The organism is Streptomyces sp. BA2 (assembly GCF_009769735.1).
GTDB lineage: Bacteria > Actinomycetota > Actinomycetes > Streptomycetales > Streptomycetaceae > Streptomyces.
In genome coordinates this window covers 903,711-927,890 of sequence record NZ_WSRO01000002.1, presented here as the reverse complement: position 1 = coordinate 927,890, position 24,180 = coordinate 903,711, and the positions used below count along the sequence as shown (strand labels likewise).

Sequence of the window (24,180 nt, the reverse complement as noted above, 5' to 3'; positions counted from 1 at the left end):
CACCGCAAGAGCGTCCTTAGTCGCCCCGGTCATTATGGATCGGCTGGAATTGTCCGGGCATTCTCGGGAATTCCGCAGCCGAAAGATCCGGATTGGTATTTCCGACGCAACCTAAGGAACATCACGCCGTGTTCGCGCTCGTTTTCCCCGGCCAGGGTTCGCAGCACAAAGGCATGGGTGCGCAGCTCTTCGCCGCATTTCCGGAACTGGTGGCGGAGGCCGACGAGTTCCTCGGCTATTCCGTCGAGGAACTCTGTCGTGACGACACGGACGGGCTGCTCCAGGACACAGAGTTCACGCAGCCCGCCCTGTACGTCGTGAACGCGCTGAGCCTGCTGGCACATCGCCTGGACGGCGGGCCCGAGCCCGACTACGTGGCGGGGCACAGCCTGGGTGAGTACAACGCGCTGCACGCGGCGGGCGTCTTCGACTTCGCCACCGGATTACGCCTGGTGGCCAAGCGCGGCGAACTGATGGCCCGGGTGGCCGACGGAGGTATGGCCGCCGTGGTGGGCCTGACGGCCGAGCAGGTCGACGAAGTCCTCGACGCACCGGGTCTGGGAAACCTGTCGATCGCCAACTACAACAACCCCACTCAGATCGTGGTCGCCGGTCCCCGGGAGGACGTCGAGCGCGCCCGACCCGCGTTCGAGGACGCGGGCGCGGGCCTCTACACGGTGCTGCGGGTCAGCGGCGCCTTCCACTCGCCGTACATGTCGGACCTCCGTGACGAATTCGCCGACCATGTACAGACCTTCGCTCTCCGGGCACCCGCCATCCCCGTGATCTCCAATGTGACCGCCCGCCCCTACGGCGATGACGTCGCAGGCGCGCTGATCCGCCAGCTCGACCACCCGGTGCGGTGGACGGACACCGTGCGCTACCTCCTCGCCCGGGGCGTCGCCGACATCAAGCCCGTCGGTCCGGGCCGGGCACTGCGCGGTCTGATCCAGGCGACCCGACGGGACGAGGAGCGGCCGGCCCCGCAGCTCGACGAGGCACCGGCGCCGCCGCAGGCGCAGGAAGGGGAGCTGCGCCTGCGGCGGCCCGAGCGGCAGCGTGGCGCCCGATCCGCCGGCACTTCCCGGGAGCCACTGCGCGACGCCCTGCTGAGCGACCTGCGCAGCGCGGTCGCCGAGGTGTTGAAGGTCGAGCCGTCCGCCGTCCGGTCCGAGGCGGAGCTCAGCACCCTCGGCTTCGACTCGATCCGGCTGATCGAGTTCGCTGAACGGCTGCGGCGGGATCTCGGCGTGGATCTCACCCCGTCCGTGTTCTTCGAGCACTTCACGCTGAAGGCCTTCGCCGACCATCTGCTCACCGAGCACCACGACCTGGTGACGGCCCGTCATCCGGACGCGGAGCACGAGGACGCGGAGCACGAGCACACAGAGCACAGGGGCAGGCGTCCGGTGGTGACCGCCGAGCGGGGCGCGCAGGCCGGCCGGGGCGCCGAGGACGACGCCCCGTATGCCGTCGCCGTCGTGGGTGTCAGCGCGCTCATGCCCGGCGCCGGGGACCTTGAGCAGTTCTGGCAGCGGTTGGTGGCCGGCGACGAACTCGTCACCGGCGTGCCGCGCGAGCGCTGGAGCGACTGGGCCGGGCCCGAGCGGGCGCGTGACGCGCACGGGGCCTTCCTCGACGAGGTCGACTCCTTCGACTGCTCCTTCTTCGGCATCTCACCGCAGGAAGCAGAGCTGATGGATCCTCACCAGCGGCTGTTCCTGCAGACCGTGTGGAAGGCGATCGAGGACTCCGGACGACGCCCCGGCGGCCTGGCCGGCAGCCGCACCGGGCTGTTCGTCGGCCAAAGCTCGATGGACTACCTGGAGGTGCTGGGCCACAGCGCCGCAGGACCCCAGGCGCACACCGCCACCGGCCTGGCGCACGCCGTCCTGCCCAACCGGGTGTCGTACCAGCTCGATCTGCGCGGCCCCAGCGAGGCTGTGGACACCGCCTGCTCCTCCTCCCTGGTCGCCGTCCACCGCGCGGTGCGCAGCCTGCGCTCCGGCGAGTGCGACCTGGCTGTCGCCGGCGGAGTGAACCTGCTCCTCAGCCCCACACCGTTCGAGTGCTTCGGCCTCGCCGGCATGCTCGCGCCGGACGGCCGCTGCAAGACCTTCGACCGGGCCGCGAACGGGTACGTCCGCGGCGAGGGCGTGGTGGCGGTCCTGCTCAAGCCCCTGGCCGCCGCCGAGGCCGACGGCGACCACATCCACGCCGTGATCCGGGGCAGCGCCGTGGGCCACTCGGGCCGCAGCGCCTCTCTCACCGCACCCAGCCCCGAGGCACAGGCGGACGTCATCGTCGACGCCTGGCGCGCCGCGCGCCTCGACCCGGCCACCGCGACACACATCGAGACTCACGGCACCGGCACCAGCCTCGGCGACCCGATCGAGATCGAGGGCCTCAAGCAGGCGTTCAGCCGCCTCTACCGCGACTGGGGGCACCCCGCGCCCGCCGTGCCGCACTGCTCCCTGGGCTCGGTGAAGACCGCCATCGGCCACCTGGAGGCGGCGGCCGGGCTCGCCGGGCTGGTCACCATGGTGCAGGCCCTGCGCTACGGCCGGCTTCCCGCCCTGCGCCACTTCGAGGCGCTCAATCCGTACATCCGCCTGGACGGCAGCCCCTTCCGCATCGGGGACCACGTCACGCCCTGGGGTGCGCCGACCGGCGCTGACGGCACCACGCTCCCGCGCCGCTGCGGCGTCAGTTCCTTCGGCTTCGGCGGCACGAACGCGCATGTCGTCCTGGAGGAGTACGTCACCGACCGGGCGACCCCGGTCCCGGCCGCGGGTCCGCTGCTGATCCCGCTGTCCGCCCGCACCCCCGAGGTGTTGCGGGAGTACGCCAGGGACCTGGTCCGCCACCTGGACCGGCACGCGCCCGCCGAGGGCGCCCCGGACTTCGCCCTGACCGCGCTGTCCGACACCCTCCAGCTCGGCCGTGAGCCGATGCAGACACGGCTCGCGGTGGTCGCGGCCGACATCGACGACCTGTACGACGCGCTCGTTCGCTTCCTGCGCGGCGAGGAGCAGGGCGACACCTGGTACACCGGGCATACCGGCGGCACCGCCGAGCTGTCCCGCGCCCTGCTCGACGGCCCCGAGGGAGCGGCTCATCTCGCCGCCCTGGTCGAGGCCGGGAAGACCGGCATCCTGGCCCGGCTCTGGGCCGCGGGCGCCGATTTCGACTGGGCGGTGCTGCGCGATGACCGGCCGGTGCGCCGGACGCCGCTGCCGACCTACCCGTTCGAACGCCGGCACTGCCGGCCGCAGGACCTCGCGTCGCACGGCCTCCCGCGCCCGGCGGTGGACGCGGCCGCCGTCGCCGCGGTGCCTGCCGCGCCCGCGGTCCCGGTCTCGCCGGAGGGGATCCAGGGGCATCTGGTCCAACTGTTCGCCGAGGCACTGAAGTGGCGGCCGGAGGAGATCGATCCGTCCGCCCGCTTCGAGGACCTCGGCCTCAACTCCCTCCTCGTGGAGAAGCTGCGCCGCCGCCTGGAGGAGCACTACGGTCCGATCGACAGCACCACGCTGTTCACGTACAAGAGTCTGGACGCGTTGGCACGCCATGTGACCGAGCGCGTCCGCCGCACGCCCGCACCGCCGGCGGTCCCCGCGTCGACCTCGGCACCCGTGCCTGCCGTGGCCGTCACGCCGACGGGAGTCCTCGGTGCCGCCTCCGACGAGGGGCACAACGCCGCAGACATCGCCATCATCGGCATCGGCGGCCGCTATCCCAAGGCCCCGACCCTGGCCGACTTCTGGGAGAACCTGCGCCACGGCAGGGACTGCGTCGGCGAGATACCGCTCGACCGGCCCGGCTACCGGCGTTACGCGGAGCTGGCCCGTGCGCGCTTCGGAGAGGCATGGCCCCGCTGGGGAGGGTTTCTGGACGACGTCGACGCGTTTGACGCGCAGTTCTTCCACATCTCGCCGCGCGACGCCCGGCTCCTCGACCCTCAGGAGCGGCTCTTCCTCTCCACCGCCTGGGAGACCCTGGAGGACGCCGGATACACCCCGGCGTCCCTGGCCGACCCCCGGCTCGGCGACCGGCGCGGCTCCGTGGGCGTGTTCGCGGGAGTGACCTACAACAACTACCAGATGTTCGCCGGGAACGACCTGGATCAGGGCGTCTGGCGCATGGTCACCTCCCAGACCTTCTCCGTCGCCAACCGGATCTCCCACCTGCTCAACCTCGGCGGCCCCAGCCTCGCGCTCGACACCGCCTGCTCCTCCTCCCTCTACGCGATCCACCTGGCCTGTGCCGCCATCCGCCGCGGCGAGTGCGCCACCGCTCTGGCGGGCGGCGTGAACCTGTCGCTGCACCCCAGCAAGTACGTGATGCTCGCTGAGGCCGGTTTCCTCGCCGAGGACGGCCGCTGCCGGGCCTTCGGCGAGGGCGGCACCGGCTACGTTCCGGCCGAGGCGGTCGGCGCGGTCCTGCTCAAGCCGCTCGACCGGGCCCTGGCCGACGGCGACCGGATCCACGCCGTCATCAAGGGCTCGGCGGTCAACAGCGACGGCCGCACCTACGGCTACGGCGTGCCCAACCCGGTCGCGCAGGCCGAACTGGTCCGTGCCGCGTTGCGCGACGCCCGCGTGGACGCCGGCACCGTCGGCTACGTCGAGGCGCACGGCACCGGCACCAGCCTCGGCGACCCCATCGAGGTGCGGGGCCTCACCGAGGCGTACGGGGACGCGGCGGCCCCGCACCGCCGGGACGGGCGCCCGCCGTGCGCCATCGGCTCGGTGAAGTCGGTCATCGGCCACGCCGAGGCGGCGGCCGGAATCGCCCAGGTCACGAAGGTCGTGCTCCAGATGCGGCACGGCACGCTCGTGCCCTCGCTGCTGCACTCGCCGGACCTGAACCCCCATCTCGACCTCGACAGCACGCCGTTCCGGGTACAGCGCGAGACCGCTCCCTGGGAACGGCTCCGGCCGCATGCTCCCGGCGTCGAGGAGGCGCCGCGCCGGGCGGGAATCAGTTCGTTCGGCGCGGGCGGGGTCAACGTCCACCTCGTCCTGGAGGAAGCCCCGGCCCGGCCTCGACCGCCCGCCGCGGGACCCGGCCGTCCGCTGGTGTTCCCGCTGTCCGCCCGTACGCCCGAGAACCTGCGCTCCTACGCGTCCCGCATGGCTGAGTTCCTGCGCTCCCTGGAGCGAACCCCGACGGGGCCGGACGAGGACGCGGCACGCCCGGGGGACGTCGCGCACACGCTGCAGCAGGGCAGGGAGGCCATGGAACACCGGGCCGCGTTCACGGCCCGCACCCTCGCCGAGGCGATCGACGGCTTCGACCGGGTGGCCGTCGGCCAGGACACCCCCGCCGGCGTCCACATCGGCCGCCGTCCCGGCCGCTCCGGCACCGCACCGACCGTGCCGGCGGACGCCACGCCCGAGGAGACCGCCGCCCGGTGGGCCGAGGGGGCCGACACCGACTGGGCGGCCACGCCCACCGGCGGGCGACGGATGTCGCTGCCGACGTACCCGTTCTCCCGCGAGCGTTACTGGCTGGAGCCGGGCAGCGGCACGGACCCGGCACGACCCGGACCCGTGCGTGACCCGCGCGCCGACGCGCGCGCCGACGCTCGTGATGACGCGGACCTGCGAGCCGAGCTCGCCGCCGTGCCCCGCAGCGAACGGCACACCACCCTGGCCACCCACATGCAGAGGGAACTCGGCGACCTGCTGCAGTTCCCGCCGGACAGCCCCCCTGGCCGGCAACGCGGCTTCTTCGAACTGGGCCTGGACTCCGTGATGGCCGTCCGGCTCGGCAACCTCCTGGAGGAGTCGCTGGGGCTGGTCCTCTACGCAGGCGTCGTCTTCGACTACCCCTGCATCGACGACCTCGCCGGCCATCTGCTGGAACAGCTCGACCTCGACGAGCCCGGCCCGGCCGCTGCGACGTCCGCCGTGACGCCGGTCGACTCCCCGGCACCGCAGGTCGTCCACTACACCGCCGACTGGGAACGGGCCGACGCGCCCCAGGGGCCCGGCGACTGGCTCACGCGCCCGGTCCTGGTCTTCGACGCCGACGGGTCCCTCACCGAACGCGTCCGGCGGTACCACCGCGACGCCGCCAAGGTCATCGGCGTACGGCCCGGCGAGCGGTACGAGGCTTCCGGCACCGAGCGGACCGTCCGGGCCGGGTCAGCCGAGGACCACGCGGTCCTCCTCACCGGCCTGGACTCACCGCCTGACACCGTCCTGCACGCCTGGACCGATCCACGCACCGCGCTGACGTCCGTGTTCCACCTCAGCCAGGCCCTGCTGCGGGGCGGTCTGCACCGGCCCGTGCGCCTGCTGCGCCTGCACACCCGCACCGGCGGACCGGCCGACGCGCTCGCAGAGGCCTTCGGAGGTTTCGCCCGCTCCGTCGAGCACGAGAACCCCCGCCTCGTCCAGCAGGCCGTGGCCGTGCACACCGCGGACGGCCACCCGGTGGACGCTCTCCTCGATGCCTGCCTCGCCGAACTGGCCGCCGAGACGCGCACCGAAGCCGAGGTCCGTCACGACGACCGGGGGCGATGGGTGCGCAGGCTCCGGGCGGTGCCCGCCCAACTGCCCGCACCGGCCGAGGTCACCGTCCGGGACGGTATGACCTGGGTGGTCACGGGCGGCGCCGGCGGCCTCGGCCTGCTCTTCGCCGGGCACCTGGCCCGCCGGGCCCGGGTCAACCTGCTCCTCGTCGGCCGCTCGGAGCTGACCGACGAGCGCCGGACAGCCCTGGAGGACATCCGCGCGCTCGGCAGCGACGTCCGCTACGAACGCGCCGATGTCGCCGACAGGGCCGAAGTGGACCGACTGCTCGCCCTCGCCCGGGAGCGCTGGGGCGCCGTGCACGGCGTCATCCACTCCGCCGGTGTGCTGCGCGACGGCCTGCTGCCGAACAAGACCGCCGACGAGATGGACACCGTCCTTGCCGGCAAGGTCGACGGCGCCGTCCACCTCGACGAGGCGACACGCGACGACGACCTCGACGTCTTCATGGTCTTCTCCTCGCTGGCCGCCCTCGCCGGCAACCCCGGCCAGGCCGACTACGCCTTCGCCAGCCGCTTCCTGAACGCCTTCAGCCGCGCCCGCGACGAGAAGCGGGCCGCGGGGGAGCGGTCCGGCGCGAGCATCGCCGTGGTGTGGCCGTTCTGGCGCGAGGGCGGTATGCGGGTCGACGCGGCCACTGAGGGCTTCGTACGCCGCAGGCTGGGCCTGACCCCGCTGGAGAACGCCGTCGGCTTGGCCGCGTTCGACGCGGCACTGCACCACGCGAGGCCCGAGTTCGGGGTCGTACACGCCGAACGGGCCAAGCTGGAACGGCTGTTGCGCATCGAACCGCCGGAGCACACCGACCGGCCGGAGCCGGCAGCCGTGGACGGCGTCTCGGCGGTCGCGGCCGAACTGGAGCACGTCCTGGCCGAACTGGAGCTGTAGGCGTGAAGTCCGCGCAGGTGTGCCGGACGGCCGCAACGGAGCCGGCCGCGCGGGCGCCCGGCGAACCACTGGGGGAGAGGAACAACCATGACCGATGACGCCCTGTTGAGGCGTTCCCTGGACGCCGTGCGCGCACTGCGGGAGCAGGTCGGGCAGTTGCGCGCCCGGACCGAGGAGCCGATCGCGGTGGTCGGTATGGGTTGCCGCTTCCCCGGCGGCGCGGACAGCCCCGAACGTTTCTGGGACCTGCTGCGCGCGGGCCGCGACGGCATCGTGGACGTTTCCGACGACCGCTGGCCGGCAGACCGCTGGTACTCGCCCGACCGCAACACCCCCGGCACCGCCTACACCCGCCGTGGCGGCTTCCTCACCGAAGGGGCTCACGCGTTCGACGCGTCGTTCTTCGGCATTTCGGACGCCGAGGCCCGCGAGATGGACCCGCAGCACCGGTTGCTGCTGGAGGCGAGCTGGCAGGCGCTCGAACATGCCGGGCTGCTCTCCGGAACCCGGGCCGAACAGCGCGTTGGTGTCTTCGTCGGCATCTCCGGCTCCGAGAACGCACTGCGGCCCCGCTCCCTGCGGGACGCCGGGCCGTACACCGCCACCGGCTCCGCGATCAGCGTCGCCGCGGGCCGGGTGGCGCACACCCTGGGGCTGCGTGGCCCCGCCCTCGCGGTGGACACGGCGTGCTCCTCGTCGCTCCTCGCCGTACACCTGGCGGTCGAGAGCCTGCGCCGCGGCGAGTGCGCGGCAGCCGTGGCCGGCGGGGTGAGCGCGATGATGTCACCCGCCGTCATGGTCGCCCTGAGCCGGATGGAGGCCCTGGCCGAGGACGGGCACTGCAAGGTCTTCGACGCCGCGGCCGACGGCTACGCCCGGGCGGAGGGCTGCGGCATGGTCGCCCTCATGCGCGCCGGGGACGCCGCGGCCGTACGCGCCCCCGTGCTCGCCCTCATCAGGGGATCGGCCGTGAACCACGACGGCCGCACCAGCGGCCTGACCGTCCCCAACGGCAGGGCGCAGCGCGAACTCATCACCCAGGCCCTGAAGACGGCCCGGACCGAACCGCACGACGTGGACTACCTGGAGGCGCACGGTACGGGCACTCCGCTGGGCGATCCGATCGAGGTGCGCGCCGCCGCCGACGTCCTGTGCGCCGGGCGGACCGCCGAGGCCCCGCTGCGCATCGGTGCCGTCAAGTCCAACGTCGGGCACCTGGAGGCGGCGGCCGGAGTGGCGGGCCTGATCAAGACGGTCCTCGCTCTGCGGCACGGGGAGATCCCGGGCAACCTGCACCTGCGCACCCCCAACCCGCGGCTCGGCATCGAGCGGCTACCGGTGGTCCTCAACGACCGGACGAGCCCTTGGCCGGGCCACCCGGACGGGCAGCCGCGCACCGCGAGCGTCAGCTCCTTCGGCTTCAGCGGCACCAACGTGCACGTCATCCTCACCGAACCCCCGACCACGCCGCCGCGCCAGACCGGCCCGGAACGCCCCGCCCACGTGCTGGCCCTGTCCGCCCGCGACCCCCAGGGCCTGCGCGACGCGGCGGCCCGCCTCGGCGACTGGCTGGCCCGCCACCCCGAGGCACCCCTCGCGGACGTCTGCCACACCACCACCGCCCGCCGCGCGCACTTCGCGCACCGCGCCGCTCTTGTGACCGCGTCGCGCGGCGAACTCACCGACTGGCTGACGGCCCTCGCCGCGGGCGACGTCCCCGAGGCGGCCGGCGGCGGCCGGCAGCTCTCCGCCTCCGACGCGGTCGGCGCCCGCGACCGCGCCCCCGCGCGACCGGTCGCTTTCCTGCTCGACGCCACCGCGGACCGGGCGGCCCGCATCGTCGCGGCGCTGCACCCCACCCACCCCGGCTTCCGCGCCCACTACGACGAGTGCGCCACCGAGTTGGCCACCGCCGCAGGCGCCACCCCGGTCGTCCCCGCGCACCCCGGCTCGGCCCTCGCGGCGGACGTGGGGACCGTCGCCTGCCAGGTCGCCCTGGTGCGTACGCTCGCGGACTGGGGCCTCGTTCCCGGTGCCGTGGCCGCCGGGAACGCCCCCGGCGACCTCGCGGCCGGCCTGCTCGGCGAGGCCCTCGACGTCCGCGACGCCGGCCTGCTGCTCGGCGCCCGGCACACCACTGCCCCCACCCCCGCGACCCTGCCCCGGCGCGCCCCCGCCCTGCGCTTCCTGTATGGCCCGCAGGCCACCGAGGTGACCGCCGACCAAGCCGCCGACCCGGCCTTCTGGTCCCGGACCGGGACCGGCATCTCACCGCGGGCGGCGGCCGGAGCGCTTGCCCCGCACGGCTACGACACCCTGGTCCACATCGGCGGCGCACCGGAACCGGGTGACCCGGACGGTGTGCGGCGGCTGCCCGGCCACGACATCTGGCGGGAGCTCCTCGACGGCCTGGCCCAGCGTCACCTGGCGGGCGAGGAGGTCGACTGGTCCGCCTTCGACGACGGTTACGACCGGACCCGGCTCGACCTGCCCGGCCAGGCCTTCCGGCGCCGCGCGTACGGCACCACGCCCGCAGAGCCGGACACCTCGGCGGTCCCCGGTACCGGCGCACCGGTCGGCACGCTGGGGCTACGGACGGTGCCGTCGCCGCTGGAGCAGCGGCAGTTCACCACCACGGTGAGCCGGGCACTGCTGCCCGAGGTCGCCGACACCGCGGGTGTCGTCCACGTCGGCTACTACCAGGACATGCTCGCTTCGGCGGCGCGCACCGGGGACGGACTGCGGCTGTCCGGCGTCACCTTCGAGCAGGCGCTCACGCTCCCCGGCACCCGGGAACGCGCCCTGCACCTCGTCATCGACCCGTCCGACGGCGACGGTTGGTCCGCGTTCTCGGTGCACAGCCGGGCCACCGACGAACCGGCCGGCTGGCGCCGGCACGCCGGTGGCCGGGTGCGACCCGGGCCGACCGCCGAGGACCCCGCAGCAGGTACTGAGCCGCTGACCGAGCAGGCCCGTGCGGCCATCACGGAGCGCTGTGCCGAACGGATCGACGGGGCCGAGTTCTACCGCCGCCTCAGCGAGCGCGGTGTTCCCTACGGACCTTCGGTCGAATGGGTCACCGAGGCGTGGCTCGGCGACGGCGAGATCCTGGCCAGGCTCCGTGCCCCGTCCACCGTTGAGACACAGGGCGGACCCGGCCGGCCGGCCCCCGAACTCCCGGTGCCGCCGGGCGTGCTGGACGCCTGCGCCCCGCTCTACGCGCTCGCCGCGCAGGAGCACTTGAACGAACGTGACCTGTTTATGGTCGCGGGCCTCGGCGAGGCCGGTTTCGGCGCCCCCGCGGACGGCCCCCTGTGGTGCCACATACGGCTGACCGTTCCCGCCACCCGCCACAGCCTGGTCGGCGACCACGTGCTGTGCGCCGAGGACGGCCGGGTGGTCGGCTGGGCCCGCGCCACCGAGATCCGGGTCATCAGCGCCGGCGATCCCACCCCGGACACCCCGCTCACCGACGCGGCAGCCGACGCGACCCGCGCGCGATGGCGCGGCCCGGCCGGCCGCGCGGCCCTGCGGTCCCGGCTCGCGCGGATGGTCGGGGAACTGCTGCACCTGCCGCCCGACGACGTCCCGTTCACCCGGTCGTTGTCGGATGCCGGCCTCGACTCGCTGGCCGCTCTGGAACTGCGTCAGCGGGCCCAGACGGAGACCGCGGTCGACCTCCCGGCCGACCTGCTCATCGCCGGACCCACGCTCGACGAGATAGTGGACCGCGTCACCGCGTCCGTCGAGGGGCACACCGTGACCGCGCTCCGGCGCCCCTACGACACGGACAGCGCCCGGTGGCTCCCGGCCACCCCGCGCGACGACTGCGCCGCCCGGGTGTTCTGTCTGCCCTACGGCGGCCGCGGAGCCTCGCTGTACCGGGACTGGGCGGCCGCCGCGGATCCCGAGATCGACGTGTGCCCGGTGCAGCTGCCGGGCCGCGAGGAACGGGGGGAGGAGCGTCCCCTCGATGCCGCGGAGGAGGCGGTGGAGGCCGTCGCGCAGGCCATCGAGCCCTACCTGGACCGGCCCTTCGCCTTCTACGGACACAGCATGGGCGCGCTGCTCGCCTTCCGGCTGGCGCACCGCCTTGGACCCAAGTACGGGGAGTCGCTGCGTCACCTCTTCGTCAGCGCGTTCAGCGCGCCGACGGGGCGGGAGAACCCGCTCGGCGCGCGGCTGCGGTCGGTCACCCGCAGCCTGGGCTTCACCGGCATGCCCGACCACGAGGACCTGATGCGCCTGCGCCGCGCGGAACCGGAACGCTATCTGGACGCGCTGCGCACAGAACTGGGCGACGATCTGGCCGGCATGGCGGAGGTGGCCCTGGACGGCGCGGGGTACGCGGACCTCCGCATCGTCGAGAACTACCGACACGACCTGACAGAGCCGTTGCTGGACGTGCCGGTGACGGTCTTCAACGGTGCCGCCGACCCGGTGGTGTCGGAGCCGGACGCGAGGGACTGGCAGACGCTGACCACCGGGGCTTTCGAACTGCTGGTCCTGCCGGGTGACCACTATTTCGTCCACGGCGACCAGAGCGGTCCGAGGGTCCTGGCGGAACTGACGCACCGCCTGCGTCCCTCACACGGGCCGACGCGGAGCTGATACCGGTCCGCCCCGGGAACCGGACCGGGCGGGCCGAGCCTGTGGCTCGGCCCGCCCGGTCGCGCAGGGGACGCCCGTCATGCCGTGTGGGGCAGCTCCAGCCGTTCGTCGGCCATCAGAATGGCCTGCTGCAGATCGCGCAGCGCCCGGCACGGTTCAAGGCCCAGCTCCTTGTTGAGCCGGGACCTGGCCTGCTGGTAGGTGCGCAGCGCGTCGGCCTGCCGCTCCGAGCGGCACAGGGCGAGCATGAGCTGGCGGTAGAAGGTTTCCCGCAGCGGGTGCTCGGACGTCAGGGAGCCGAGACGGCCCACGAGTTCGCGGTGCAGTCCGAGTGTGAGCTGTGCCTCGATGAGGGACTCGACGCACTCCAGCCTGGTCTCCTCCAGCCACGTGGCGAAGCCCTGGATGACCGGTCCGTCGCACAGGTCGCCCAGAGCCGGGCCGCGCCAGAGGGAGAGCCCCGCCTCGAAGGCGGCGACGGCGTTCTCAGGCCGGCCTTCCTTGAGGTGCCGCCGCCCCTGGTGGAGCAGCCCCTGGAACTGGTCGACGTCGAGCTCGTCGTTGCCCAGGTGGAAGAGATATCCCGGAGGCCTGGTGAGAATCGGATTGTGTCGGCTGCCGGGTTGTGCGAGGAACTTGCGGAGCTGGGAGATGTACACATGAATGCTCGCGGTGACCCGGCGTGGGGGATTGTCTCCCCAGATTTCGGCGATGGCCTCGTCGATGGAGACCACCCGCCGGGCGCGGATGAGCAGAAGGACCAGCAGTACCTGCACCTTCCTGGCACTGACGAACTTGCTGCCCCGGCTGTCGGTTACTCGAACCGGTCCGAGTATGTCGTATTGCACGAACGCAACCCCCGTTGAAAGCACGCTGTGTCCGGTACTGCTCTTTTGCCAGAACAAAGCTCATGTTTTGCTGCTCTCCACCTCCGTGTGATGAGCCGGGCTGTTGTTCCGTTGTGAAGGCTATGAGGAATCAGAGGGCGTCTGAAAGCCCCTAACCCCCCTAAGAATCCCCTAAGAATCGTCCCGAAACTACTGGTCATGGCCGAGATGACCGCGTTGTGGGCCGGCGTGGTCGCGGCGCCGGAGTCGTCGGTTCGGCAAGGCGGTCACAGCGCGAGTTTTCGCAGATTTCACAACGTCATGGAAGTTTGATACGTTGTGACAGTGACGAACTCTATTGCCGTGGCAGGCTTAGTGAAGACGTTCGGTCAGGTTCGGGCCCTCGACGGCTTCGACCTGACGGTCAGGCAGGGTGAGGTGCACGGCCTCCTGGGGCCCAACGGCGCCGGCAAATCCACGGCCATCCGGGTCCTGCTCGGCCTGCTGAGGGCCGACGCCGGCGAGGTGCGGATGCTGGGCGGAGACCCGTGGCACGAGGCCGTGGACCTCCACCGCCGTCTCACCTATGTCCCGGGAGACGTGAACCTCTGGCCCAATCTCTCCGGCGGCGAGTCGATCGACCTGATCGGCAGGTTGCGCGGCGGCATCGACAAGAAGCGCCGCGACGAGTTGCTGGAGCGGTTCAAACTCGACCCGACGAAGAAGTTCCGTACCTACTCCAAGGGCAACCGGCAGAAGGTGGCGCTGGTCGCCGCGCTCGCATCGGACGTGGAGCTGTTCATCTTCGACGAGCCCACCTCCGGCCTCGACCCCCTCATGGAGTCGGTCTTCCAGAGCTATGTGCTCGACCTGAAGCGGGCCGGCGCGACCGTACTGCTGTCCAGTCACATCCTGGCCGAGGCAGAGGCCCTGTGCGACCGCGTCAGCATCATCCGTGAGGGCCGCATCGTGGAGTCCGGCTCGATGAAGGAACTGCGTCACCTCACCCGTGTCTCGGTCACGGTCCAGACGGAACGCGAGCTGACCGGCCTGGACCGGTTCGAAGGAGTCCACGACGTGCGCTCCGTCGCCGACGGGCTCAGCTTCACCGTGGACAGCGGCAAGGTCGGTGCCGTGATCAGTCACGCGGCCGACTTCGGCATCGTGTCGCTGACCAGCACCCCACCCACCCTGGAAGAGCTGTTCATGCGGCACTACGGCGACGAGGTGCCCGCCCAGCCCGAGACGGCCGGAGCACGGCGATGAGCCGCTACTTCGCCGGCACCGGTGACCTCCTGCGGCTCGCCCTGCGCCGGGACCGGATCCAACTCCCGCTGTGGATCTTCGGCCTGACACTGGTACAGACGGCCACCGCCTCGAGCATCAGCGGTCTGTACGAGACCGAGAAGGACCGGATCGCCGCCCAGACCAGTGCCGCGGACAACCCGGCCTCACTGGTGTTCAGCGGCCTGGTCTCCGGCGCCAGCGAGGGCGCCACTGCGATGACGCAGTCCTTGCTGCTCGTGCTGGTGGCCGCCGCCCTGATGAGCACCCTCGCCGTCATCCGGCACACCCGGCAGAACGAGGAACTGGGGCGTTCCGAGCTGATCGGCTCCACCGCCGTCGGGCGGCACGCTGCCCTCACTGCCGGCCTGCTGCTCGCGATCCTGGCCAACGTGGTGCTCGCCGTCGTGAGCGCCTTGGGACTCGCCTCGGCGGGGCTGCCACTGGGCTCCTCCTTCGCGGCCGGCGCCGCGCTCGGCGCGGTCGGTGTCTCCTTCGCCGGCGTCGCCGCGATCACCGCCCAGATCTGGGAGAGCGCCCGGGCCGCCAACGGCGCCGCGGCGGCCGTGCTCGGTGTGGCGTTTATGCTGCGCGCCGTCGGCGACGTGGCCGGCCGCACCACCGGCGGCGGCCTGCGCGTGGAGAGCGCCTGGCCTTCCTGGCTCTCCCCGATCGGCTGGGGCCAGCAACTGCGCCCCTACGACCAGGACAACTGGTGGGTGCTGGCCCTGCCACTCGCCGCCTTCGCCGTCCAGGTCGGTGTGGCCTTCGCCCTGACCCGTATCCGCGACGTCGGTATGGGCATGCGCGCGGTCAAGCCCCGCCCGCCCGAGGCCACCCCCGCTCTCCTCAGCCCGACCGGTCTGGCCTGGTTCCTGCACCGTGGCTCCCTGGCCGGCTGGGCCGTCGGGGTGTCCGTCATGAGCTTCGCCTTCGGAGTCGTCGGCGACGAGATCAACGACCTGATCGGCGACAGCGAACGAACCGCCGAGATCATCCAGCAACTCGGCGGCACCGGCTCGCTGCTGGACTCCTACCTGTCCGCCACCATCGGCCTGATGGGCCTCGCGGTCGCCGGATTCGCCGTGCAGTCCCTGAACCGGATGCGCAACGAGGAGACCACCGGCGGAATGGAAACCGTGCTGTCCACGGCCACCAGCCGGTTCAGCTGGATGACGGGCCATCTGGTCGTCACGCTCGCCGGGGTCACCGTACTCATGTTGCTCACCGGGACCAGTGCCGCCGTCGGCTACGGCCTGGCCACCGGCGACATGGGAGCGGAGTTCGGTTCCCTCGTCGCGGCCGCGCTGGTGCGCCTTCCGGCCGTGCTGGTGCTGGCGGCGTTCGCCGTGCTCGTCTTCGGCTCCCTGCCCAGGCTCGCCGTAGGCCTGCCCTGGGCGGTGTTCGCGCTGTGCCTGCTGATCAGCCAGATCGGCTCGACCCTGGACCTGCCGCAGGTGGTCCGCGACATCTCGCCGTTCAGCCACGTGCCCGGGCTGCCCGGCGGCGACTTCACCGTCGGCCCGCTACTGGTACTGCTGGTGATCACGGCGGTGCTCACCGCCGCAGGCACCGCCCTGTTCCGCCGCCGCGACGTGGCCCTCCAGTGACATCCACCGGCTGAGGGCCGGCCGCGACGGCACGAGCCGTCACCGGGACCGCGGCAATTCCCCCGACGAGGTCCCGGTGACGGCTCTTCGTGTGCGCGGCGCCCCGCTCAGGACGGCAGGGCGCCGTCTCGCATGGCCAGCAGCGAGCCGAACGTCCACTGCACGGTCTGCTGGACGTGCCCCGGAGCACCGTGCACGTCGTCGAACTCATTGAGGGCCAGCCGCCGCACATGCCGACGCAGGAACACCGGATCCCCCGCGGGAATGATCTCGTCGCGCAAACTGGCCGAGTAGCACACCGGGATGTCCAGCGCGGAGAGCTCCTCCGGCGTCAACGGCCAATCGGCCAGCACATCGCCCAGCGCCGCGTCGTCGCCGGGGGCGACGCCCGTCAGACGAGCCAGCGTGTCCCGGGTGACGCGCGGCAGCTGACGCTGCCAGTCGCCGTCCGTGAAGAAGACACTGACCGGCGCCCCGGACGTCACGATCCCACGCAGCCGCGCATCCCGCCCGGCCCAACGCAGCGCCAGATGACCCCCGAAGCTGTTCGCGAGGGCGTAGGTGCGGGAGACGTCCGCACGGTCCGCGACCGCGTCCAGCACGGCCGGCAGCATCCGCCAGCTCTCCCGGTTGTACGCAAGGGTGTTCTCGCCCACGCCAGGCAGCTCCGTCACCACCACCGCCATGCCCAGCTGGGCCGCCTGGAGCACGACCGGTGCCCACTGCTCCTTCACGCTGACGATCCCTCCCGTCACCAGCAGCAGCGGCTTCGGCTCCCCGGCGGACAGACCACCCGCCCAGCAGACCAGCTCACCATCGGGCAACTTCACCCGCACCGGCTCGATGTCCGGATGCTGTGCGCGCCACCGGTCGAACACCGCCCGCGCTTGCTCGTACGCCGAGCGCCGCGCCGGACCGTCGACGAACGGGAAGCGGGCCATGGCCGAGCACAGGAAGGCCGGCAGCAACTGACCCGACCCGGTAAGCGTGGCCGCGGCCGCCGACCACTCCACCGCCCACGAACCCGGGGCGCCGTCCTCGTCGTTGGTGACGCGGTCCAGCACCCCTTCGTAGAGCTCGGGCGGCAGCTGCAGCGCCCGGGCGTGGACGGCCGTGAACTCCTTGAGTTCGGCGACGTCGTTCATCGTGTTCCCTCCCGCTTCCAGTGCACCGTCAGGCCCAGATGCCCGGGTGCCGCCGTGATCCGCCGCAGCTCGTGACGGAACAGGGCGGTCCCGTCCTCGGTGTGCCCCGACGCGTCGAAGCCGTTGCGTGGATAGAAGTCCTTGACCTTGCCGTTCTTCGAGGACGGCACATAACGCGCCTCGACCGCGCCGGCACCGGCGGCGCGGGCGTGCTCCAGCAGCACGGCCAGGCAGCCCTGTTCGATGCCCCGGGCGAAGACCCGGCAGCTGAGCAGGAAGTTGTCGATGTGCCACACCGGCCCGCCGGTTCGCACGAACACCGCCCCCACCAGCCCGTTGTCCCCGAAGCGGTCGCCGGACCGGATGGCGAGGACCAACTGTCCCGGCGAGCCGGCCAGGGCGCGTACCTCGTCCTCCTGGAGCCGCCGGGTCGTCAGGTTGAACTGGTTGGTGCGCTGGGTGAGCTGGGCGAGCCGGGCGGTGTCGGCCTCGCCCGCCGCGGTCAGTTCGACCCGCACCTCCAGCTCCCGCAAGTAGTCCTCCAGCGAGGCGAAGGAGTCCAGGAAGTCCTTGCGGACGAACTCCTCGCGGTAGCGCGCCGGGCGCCGTACGTCGTCCTCCGTGACGTCCCGCACGTCGAACCAGCCGTCGGCGAGTACCCGTTCGGCGTGCAGCGCCGGATCGCCGTCCAGATGCAGCACGGTGACTTCGGGCAGTTCGCGGGCGACCAGACCGCACTCGTATGCGCTGTCGTCGGCGAAGACCAGACTGTCCAGGCCGAGATTGAGGTCGTCGGCAAGGGCTCGCAGATTTTCGTGCTTGGGCTCCCAGTTGGCCACCACACGCACGAAGTCGTCCTCGCGCAGGATCATCTCGGGGTGCTCGCGCAGCACCTGCTGCACCGGCTCCAGGTCGTTCTTGCTGACCGCGGCCAGCAGCACCCCGCGCGACGCGAGTTGCGCGAGCACCTGTTGCAGGTGCCGAAAGGCCCGGCCCCTGCGCCCGCCGGCGACCTCGATGCCCTCCGGGCCGTCGTCGCCCAGCACCCCGCCCCACAACGTGCCGTCCAGGTCCAGGGCCAGCACCTTCTTCGCCCGGCCGGACCGGCCGCGCACCAGATGGGCCAGATCGCGGGCGAGCGCGGCGGTGAGCTCCGGCGTGTACGGCGTCCCCGTGTACGCCGCCAGGCGGGCGTCGCCCAGGGCGGCCGGGCCGGTGAGCAGCTGGTCCAGGTCGAGGACGACAAGACCCGGATGTTCCTCCATCAGCCCCAGCAGCCGGGCGTTCCCGTCCCGCCAGACCGCGCCCAGCCGGGCCCGGGAGCGGTGGTCCACCAACTGGGCCGGAAACTCACGGGGAAGGGGCAGCGAGGTGTACACGAGCGTGCCCGACCCCGCAGCGGCGTGGGTGGCGGCGAGCTTGTCCAGCAGCCGGACCTTCTCGGCCAGCACCCGCTCCACGTCCTCGGGCCGCCACGGCCGGGGAACCTCGTCGAACACCACGTCGGCGTCCAGCACACACACGACCAGGTCACCGCCGGCCGCATACACCTCGCTCGCCGGATCGGCCAGATCGAAGAGCCAACTGCCGAAATCGGCGACATGCGGCCGCAGCAGCAGCCCGTGCCGGGCCAGTTGCGCGGTGAGCGGCGGGATCAGACCAGCCACCGTCCCGTGCCCGGTGACCGTGACCGACACGGTCGGCTGCTCCGGGTGCTCGGCGAGCACCTCGTCGGCGGACAGGCGTGTCAACAACCGCCCTGCGCGCTGCAATTCGTCATCGCCGAGCCCGCGCAGCAGGGCGGGCAGCCGCCGATACTCGGCGATCAGGCGGCCGGACCGGTGCAGGTCGGCCACGGGGTCGGCGGCGGGCGGGGGAACGGGGGCCGGGGACACGGATCACACCCTCCAGGCGAGGCTTCGCGACGGTCCGCTCCGGGGCGCGACACCGCACCCGGGCGGGCGCCCCAGCCTCACCGCGCGCGCTTGGCGCCGGCTTGCAGCCGCCTAAAGCGGCCACCCTCCCGCCCTGGGCTCCCTGAAGTGCTCAGGACTCGTCGTCCGGAGCCTTACCCTGCGACTCGCGCCAGCGAGTCATGAGCTTGGGCACCTCGCCGCGGATGAACTCGAAGAACCGCCGCGTCTCGTCCAGCCGCGCAGCCCCCGGGTTCTCACTGCCGAGCGCGACGATCCCGTCGGCGAGGTTCTCCTCCAGCCGCAGGAACACCTCGTCGCGGCGGGCGAACATCTCGTACCACGTGCCGTCCACGACCCGGTAGTGATCATGACGCTGGCCCGGCTCACGCTGCCGCTCGACCAGCCCCAACTGCATCAGATAACGCACCGCCTGTGACACCGCGGCCCGGCTGATCTTCAGCTGCGCCGCCAGCTCGACGGCCGTCAGCCCGTCCTTGGAGATGAGTACGGCCACGAACACCCGCGCCGCCATCCGTGGAAAACCGAGCCCCGTCATGCTGAGGGCGAAGTGCTCGATGAAGCGGCCCACCGCCAGCTCCTGGTCGGTGCCTTGTCGAGTGCCGTCCGGGGCGACCGCCATCCGCGCATCCCTCCGCGTCATGTGTGCCGATGTGCCGTACGCCTGGGAGGAAGCCGAACGCACCGGGACTTTAGTTCAGTGTTTCATGAAAACTATATATTACCTGACGTCGAAAATGGCTTCCCGGCATACGCGTCGGCGCCGCGGCCCCTCAACAGGGCCGCGGCGCCGACACACACGCAACGGAACAGCAGAACCGAACCGTCAGTCCGCCTCCAGAGCGAACCCCGACTTGATCCACTTGCTGGACTCGATCGCGACCCCGAGAGCCCGGTCCCCCGGCGCCAGCCGCGACAGCAGCCGCTCCAGCTGGAAGAACACCAGCGCGTTGCCGTTGTTGCCGGTCTCCTCCACGCAGGACACCTCCCGCGCCTCCGGCAACCCCATCCGCTCCCGGATCCGCGCCGTCATCCGCCCCGACAGCTGCGGCGGCAGCACATACGACAGATCACCGGGCTTCCACTCCAGCCCGTCCAGCAATTCCTCGGCCGACTCGGCGGCCAGCAGGGGAACGGCCTCCTCGATCGCCTTGTAGTCCTCGCTCACCGGAGGACCATCAAAGCGCCGGCTCGCGCCGTACCAGTCCAGAGTCTGCCCCGGCTCCCGCCCCAGGCCCACCAGCCGCGTGAACACCGCCCGCAACGCCGGGCCCGGCGACGGCTCCGTGGTGAGCACCAGCGCACCCGCCCCGTCCCCGAACAGCACCAGGTTCACCAACTGCGACGGCGGCAGAGCCGCCGCGTCCATGTCCGGGTCCACCAGCTTCGCGGAGACGTCACCGCCCAGCACCAGAGCCGTGCGATGCCCCCCGGACAGCAGCAGCGACGCTGCCAGCGACAGAGCCTGCACCGCACCCGAACACCCCGACTGCAACTGGTACGTGGGCACCTGATCGATGCCCAGCCGGTCGGCAATCACGTTCACCGTCGTCGGCATCAGCATGTCGGGCATGGCAGTGCCCATCACCATCACATCGACGTCCGAGGGCTCCAGACCCGCCGCGGCCAGCGCCCGCCGACCCGCCGTCTCGCCCAGATCCGCCAGCGAGAACCGCGGCTCACCCGACTCCAGATCCACCGCGAGATGCCGGAACCTCGTACCGATAAAGGCCTCGGCCCACTGCTCCCACGCCGGACCCAGACCCATCCTGCGCCCCAGCGTCGCGTTGTCGATCCGCGGGCCCGGCACCGCCGTACCCACCGCCGCCATCCGCAGCACCGAAGGCCCGTTCAGAACCAGCACCGCGCCGCACCTCCCCGCCACCCGACGACCACCACGGGTCGGCACACCGAACGCACCGGACCCACCAGGCGCCCGGCACCCGCAGCCCGCCTCACCACGTCACCGGAAGCCGCTGCGCGGCGTACATCGTCGCCTGCGAACGCAGCGGCACCTCGTCCGCGTCCACCGCCAACCGGAGCCCCGGGAACCTCCGGAACAGCGCCGAATACGCGATCCGCATCTCCACCCGCGCCAGCTGCTGCCCGATGCACTGGTGGATGCCAAAACTGAACGCCATGTGCCCGGAGGTGGAACGCCCCACGTCCAGCCGGTCCGGATCCTCGAACCGCCCGGGATCACGATTGACCGCCGCGAGCGACACCGTCACCCCGTCACCGGCCTTGATCAGCTTGCCCTCCAGCTCGACGTCCTCCAGCGCCGTACGCGGCACCCCGAACTGCGCGATCGTCAGATACCGCATCAGCTCCTCGACGGCGTTGCCGAACAGCTCCGGTTCCTCCCGCAGCCGCGCCAGCTCATCGGGATGGCGCAGCAGCGCGTATGTGCCCAGCGCCAGCATGCTCGCCGTCGTCTCGTGCCCCGCCATCAGCAGCAGCATCCCGACCCCGGTCAGCTCCGCGTCGTTCAGCTCGCCGGTGGCGATCAGACCGCTCAGCAGATCGTCCGCCGGCTCCTTGTGCTTGAGCTGCACCAGCTCGTGGATCAACCCGTAGATCGCCGCGAAGGCCGCCGCCACCTCCTCGTGGGACGACCCGATCCGCATCACCGTCGTCGAATGGTCCTGGAACCGCGGACGCTCGCTGTACGGAACGCCCAGCAGCTCGCAGATGACCAGCGACGGGACCGGCAGCGCGAACGACGGCACCAGATCCGTCGGCGGCCCCTGGCGCTCCATCGCGTCCAGATGCTCCTCCGTGACCTGCGCGATACGCGGCTCCAGCGCCTTCATCTGCCGCACGGTGAACTGCCCGGTGAGCAGACGCCGGTACTTCGTGTGGTCCGGCGGGTCCATGTGCATGAAGAAGCCGGGCGGCACCGTCTCCCACGGCCGGCCCCCCGACGGCAGCTCGAACGGCACCTTCTTCAAGTCGCCGCGAGCGCTGAACCGTTGATCGCTGAGTACCTTCCGGGCCGCGGCGTGGCTGGTCACCAGCCAGCCCACGTGCCCGTCCGGATACAGCAGCGGACTCACCGGCTCCTCCTCACGCAGCCGGCCCAACTCCTCGGGTGGATCGAGCGGACGCGTGCGCTCGGTCGGCAACCGCCGCGGCGGCGTGGACAGCGTGTCCGTCATCTCGCGTTCCCTTCTCGGGCTGCTCCCACGACCGGCGAATCCGGCGCGGCGGGCGGAACCGGCAGGTGACACAACGCCAGGGCACGCCGGGCCGCGCCGCACGACGATGACGGGGAAAACACGGAGCGCAGCGCCCCGCCCTACCCCGCCGCGCCCGCGCGGTGCACGTGCGCCGGCGCACGGTGGTACGCCCACGCCGCGTGCGGGACACCGCTGTGCGACGGCGGCGCCAACCACACCGGTCCACGCCTTTTCGCCCAGCCTCGGGCAGCCCGCTTAAGCCGCCCTTGGATCCCCTTAACGCGGCAGCAGGCCGCACCCGCCTACCGGCTCTCGCCCCGCGCGGCCGCCTCACGGAAGCGGATGACCTGCCCCGGACACGAGCGCTCGGCCTCTTCCACCGCCTCCCAGTCCTCCGTCGGCGGATGCTCCTCCAGCAGCACCACCTGGCCCGTGCGCTCCTCCTGGTCGAAGACCCCGGGCGCGAGCAGCGCACACATGCCCGACGCCACACACCGGTTCACATCGACTCCGACCTGCATGGACGAATCCCGCATGAAGGCATCCTTCCGGACTCGGACCTGCGGAACAGGCCCGTAGCGTAAGGCCTTCGACCGTCCCTCACGAAGCCGCGAAAGGCTTTAGAAACCAGCAAGTCGCCTCTAAGCCGCACCCCGCAAGGTGAGCCGGGCGGCATACGTCGACCGCCCGGAACCGGACCACGAGAAAGGGCGGATCGGGGATGGTCGAAGCAACACCACGTGAGCGGGAGACAGTGCACGGCGTTGTGCTCGGTGGCGGCCTCGCCGGCCTTCTGGCCGCCCGCGCCCTGCGCAACCATGTCGACAAAGTGACCGTGATCGAACGCGACACCTACCCGGACCGACCGGAACCCCGCAAGGGCGTCCCCCAGAGCCACCACGCACACATCCTCTGGTCCGGCGGCGCCGAGGCCATCGAAGCCCTGCTGCCCGGCACACTCGACAGCCTGCGTGCCGCAGGAGCCCACCGCGTCGGCGTCAAACAGGACATGGTCCTTTACAGCGCCTACGGATGGCAGCACCGCTTCCCGTCCTCCCACTACGCCCTCACCTGCAGCCGCCCCTTGCTCGACCGGACGGTGCGGAACGCCGTACTGAGCGACCCGAGTATCGAAGTCCTCCAGGGCACGGAGGCACAGGACCTGCTGGGCGACCGCGAACGCGTCACCGGTGCCCGCATCCGCACCCAGGACGGCACCACCCGAGACCTCCCCGCCGACCTCGTCGTCGACGCCACCGGCCGAGGCTCACGCCTCAAGCACTGGCTGACCAAACTGGGCCAGCCACCCATCACCGAGGAGAGCGTCGACACCGGACTCACCTACGCCACGCGCGTCTTCCACGCTCCCGCAGGCGCCCCCCGGTCCTTCCCCGTCGTCAGCGTCTACGCCGACCACCGCACCGGCCGCCCAGGGCGCAACGGCCTACTCCTGCCCATCGAGGAAGGCCGGTGGATCATCACGCTCTCCGGCACACGAGGCGGCGAACCGACCGCCGACGAGTACCAGTTCGCCGAGTTCGCACGCGTCCTGCGCCACCCCCTGATCGCCGACCTGATCGACGCCGCCGAACCTCTCACGCCCGTCCGCACCACCCGCAGCACCCTCAACCGCCGACTGCACCTCGACCGCCTGCCCCGGCACCCCGAGGGACTCGTCGCACTCGGCGACTGCGTCGTATCCCTCAACCCCATCCACGGTCACGGCATGAGCGTCGCGGCCCGCTCCGCCCACGCCCTGGAGACCTGCCTCCGCCGCGCCGGCGGCCTCAAACCGGGCCTGGCCCGGACCGCCCAGCAGGCCGTCGCGGCCGCCGCCGACGCACCATGGCTGCTCTCCGCCTCCCAGGACCTGTGCTACCCCGACAACCGGGCCGACGTCAGCGACCCGCGCCTGACCACCCAGGCCGCCCAACGCCAGGGCTTCGCCGACCTCGTGACCAGCGCGTCGCTCGTGAACCAGCGCGTGTGTGACGCCCTCACGGCCGTCACCACCCTGACCGCACCGCTCGCCCACCTGGAGACCCCCGAGTTCCTCACGGCCCTGCGACAGGGCCCCGCACGGCCACCGCTGAACGCACCGCCGCTGAACGCGGAGGAAGCGGCGGTACTGCGGAGTACGAGGGCGCGGTAAGTCACCCC

12 protein-coding genes are annotated in these 24,180 nt (G+C 71.9%); 5 read left to right on the top strand and 7 right to left on the bottom strand.

What is annotated here, in order from left to right:
- Positions 1-128 precede the first annotated feature (128 nt).
- Entirely contained in the window at positions 129-7,430 is a 7,302-nt protein-coding gene (fabD, locus tag E5671_RS06885) for an ACP S-malonyltransferase (RefSeq protein WP_336605686.1), read from the top strand.
- An 87-nt stretch (positions 7,431-7,517) separates the two neighbouring features.
- Positions 7,518-12,041, top strand: coding sequence for a beta-ketoacyl synthase N-terminal-like domain-containing protein (locus E5671_RS06880; RefSeq protein ID WP_160502953.1), 4,524 nt, complete (start codon positions 7,518-7,520; stop codon positions 12,039-12,041).
- A 77-nt stretch (positions 12,042-12,118) separates the two neighbouring features.
- Here E5671_RS06880 and E5671_RS06875 read toward each other — a convergent pair whose 3' ends face one another.
- On the bottom strand, positions 12,119-12,889 hold the full coding sequence (locus E5671_RS06875) for a BTAD domain-containing putative transcriptional regulator (RefSeq protein WP_160502952.1): 771 nt from the start codon (positions 12,887-12,889) through the stop codon (positions 12,119-12,121).
- A gap of 324 nt (positions 12,890-13,213) precedes the next feature.
- Here E5671_RS06875 and E5671_RS06870 point away from each other — a divergent pair, with 324 nt between their 5' ends.
- Both E5671_RS06870 and E5671_RS06865 read left to right on the top strand, forming a co-directional pair.
- Complete coding sequence (locus tag E5671_RS06870; RefSeq protein WP_160502951.1) at positions 13,214-14,134, top strand: ATP-binding cassette domain-containing protein; 921 nt, start codon at positions 13,214-13,216, stop codon at positions 14,132-14,134.
- Entirely contained in the window at positions 14,131-15,762 is a 1,632-nt protein-coding gene (locus E5671_RS06865) for an ABC transporter permease (protein WP_160502950.1), read from the top strand. The genes E5671_RS06870 and E5671_RS06865 overlap by 4 nt, the downstream gene beginning before the upstream one ends.
- 107 nt (positions 15,763-15,869) lie before the next feature.
- Here E5671_RS06865 and E5671_RS06860 read toward each other — a convergent pair whose 3' ends face one another.
- The 6 genes from E5671_RS06860 to E5671_RS06835 form a co-directional block, all read right to left on the bottom strand.
- Positions 15,870-16,907, bottom strand: coding sequence for an alpha/beta fold hydrolase (locus tag E5671_RS06860; RefSeq protein WP_160502949.1), 1,038 nt, complete (start codon positions 16,905-16,907; stop codon positions 15,870-15,872).
- On the bottom strand, positions 16,904-18,802 hold the full coding sequence (locus E5671_RS06855) for an HAD-IIIC family phosphatase (protein WP_160502948.1): 1,899 nt from the start codon (positions 18,800-18,802) through the stop codon (positions 16,904-16,906). The genes E5671_RS06860 and E5671_RS06855 overlap by 4 nt, the downstream gene beginning before the upstream one ends.
- Before the next feature lie 151 nt (positions 18,803-18,953).
- Complete coding sequence (locus tag E5671_RS06850; protein ID WP_160510026.1) at positions 18,954-19,463, bottom strand: GbsR/MarR family transcriptional regulator; 510 nt, start codon at positions 19,461-19,463, stop codon at positions 18,954-18,956.
- Between the two features lie 204 nt (positions 19,464-19,667).
- Positions 19,668-20,705 (bottom strand): 3-oxoacyl-[acyl-carrier-protein] synthase III C-terminal domain-containing protein, encoded by a 1,038-nt coding sequence (locus E5671_RS06845; RefSeq protein ID WP_160502947.1) that lies wholly within the window; start codon positions 20,703-20,705, stop codon positions 19,668-19,670.
- Between the two features lie 91 nt (positions 20,706-20,796).
- Complete coding sequence (locus E5671_RS06840) at positions 20,797-21,999, bottom strand: cytochrome P450 (RefSeq protein ID WP_160502946.1); 1,203 nt, start codon at positions 21,997-21,999, stop codon at positions 20,797-20,799.
- A gap of 323 nt (positions 22,000-22,322) precedes the next feature.
- Positions 22,323-22,556 (bottom strand): ferredoxin, encoded by a 234-nt coding sequence (locus tag E5671_RS06835; protein ID WP_160502945.1) that lies wholly within the window; start codon positions 22,554-22,556, stop codon positions 22,323-22,325.
- A 185-nt stretch (positions 22,557-22,741) separates the two neighbouring features.
- Between E5671_RS06835 and E5671_RS06830 the strand changes: the two genes are divergently transcribed.
- A complete protein-coding gene (locus E5671_RS06830) occupies positions 22,742-24,172 on the top strand; it encodes an FAD-dependent oxidoreductase (RefSeq protein ID WP_160502944.1) in 1,431 nt (476 codons plus the stop codon).
- Positions 24,173-24,180 lie beyond the last annotated feature (8 nt).

Coding starts and splice junctions, on each gene's coding strand:
- E5671_RS06880 (WP_160502953.1), top strand. CDS start 7,518: ATGACCGATGACGCCCTGTTGAGGCGTTCCCTGGACGCCGTGCGCGCA.
- E5671_RS06865 (WP_160502950.1), top strand. CDS start 14,131: ATGAGCCGCTACTTCGCCGGCACCGGTGACCTCCTGCGGCTCGCCCTG.
- E5671_RS06860 (WP_160502949.1), bottom strand. CDS start 16,907: ATGAACGACGTCGCCGAACTCAAGGAGTTCACGGCCGTCCACGCCCGG.
- E5671_RS06850 (WP_160510026.1), bottom strand. CDS start 19,463: ATGGCGGTCGCCCCGGACGGCACTCGACAAGGCACCGACCAGGAGCTG.
- E5671_RS06840 (WP_160502946.1), bottom strand. CDS start 21,999: ATGACGGACACGCTGTCCACGCCGCCGCGGCGGTTGCCGACCGAGCGC.
- E5671_RS06835 (WP_160502945.1), bottom strand. CDS start 22,556: ATGCGGGATTCGTCCATGCAGGTCGGAGTCGATGTGAACCGGTGTGTG.
- E5671_RS06830 (WP_160502944.1), top strand. CDS start 22,742: ATGGTCGAAGCAACACCACGTGAGCGGGAGACAGTGCACGGCGTTGTG.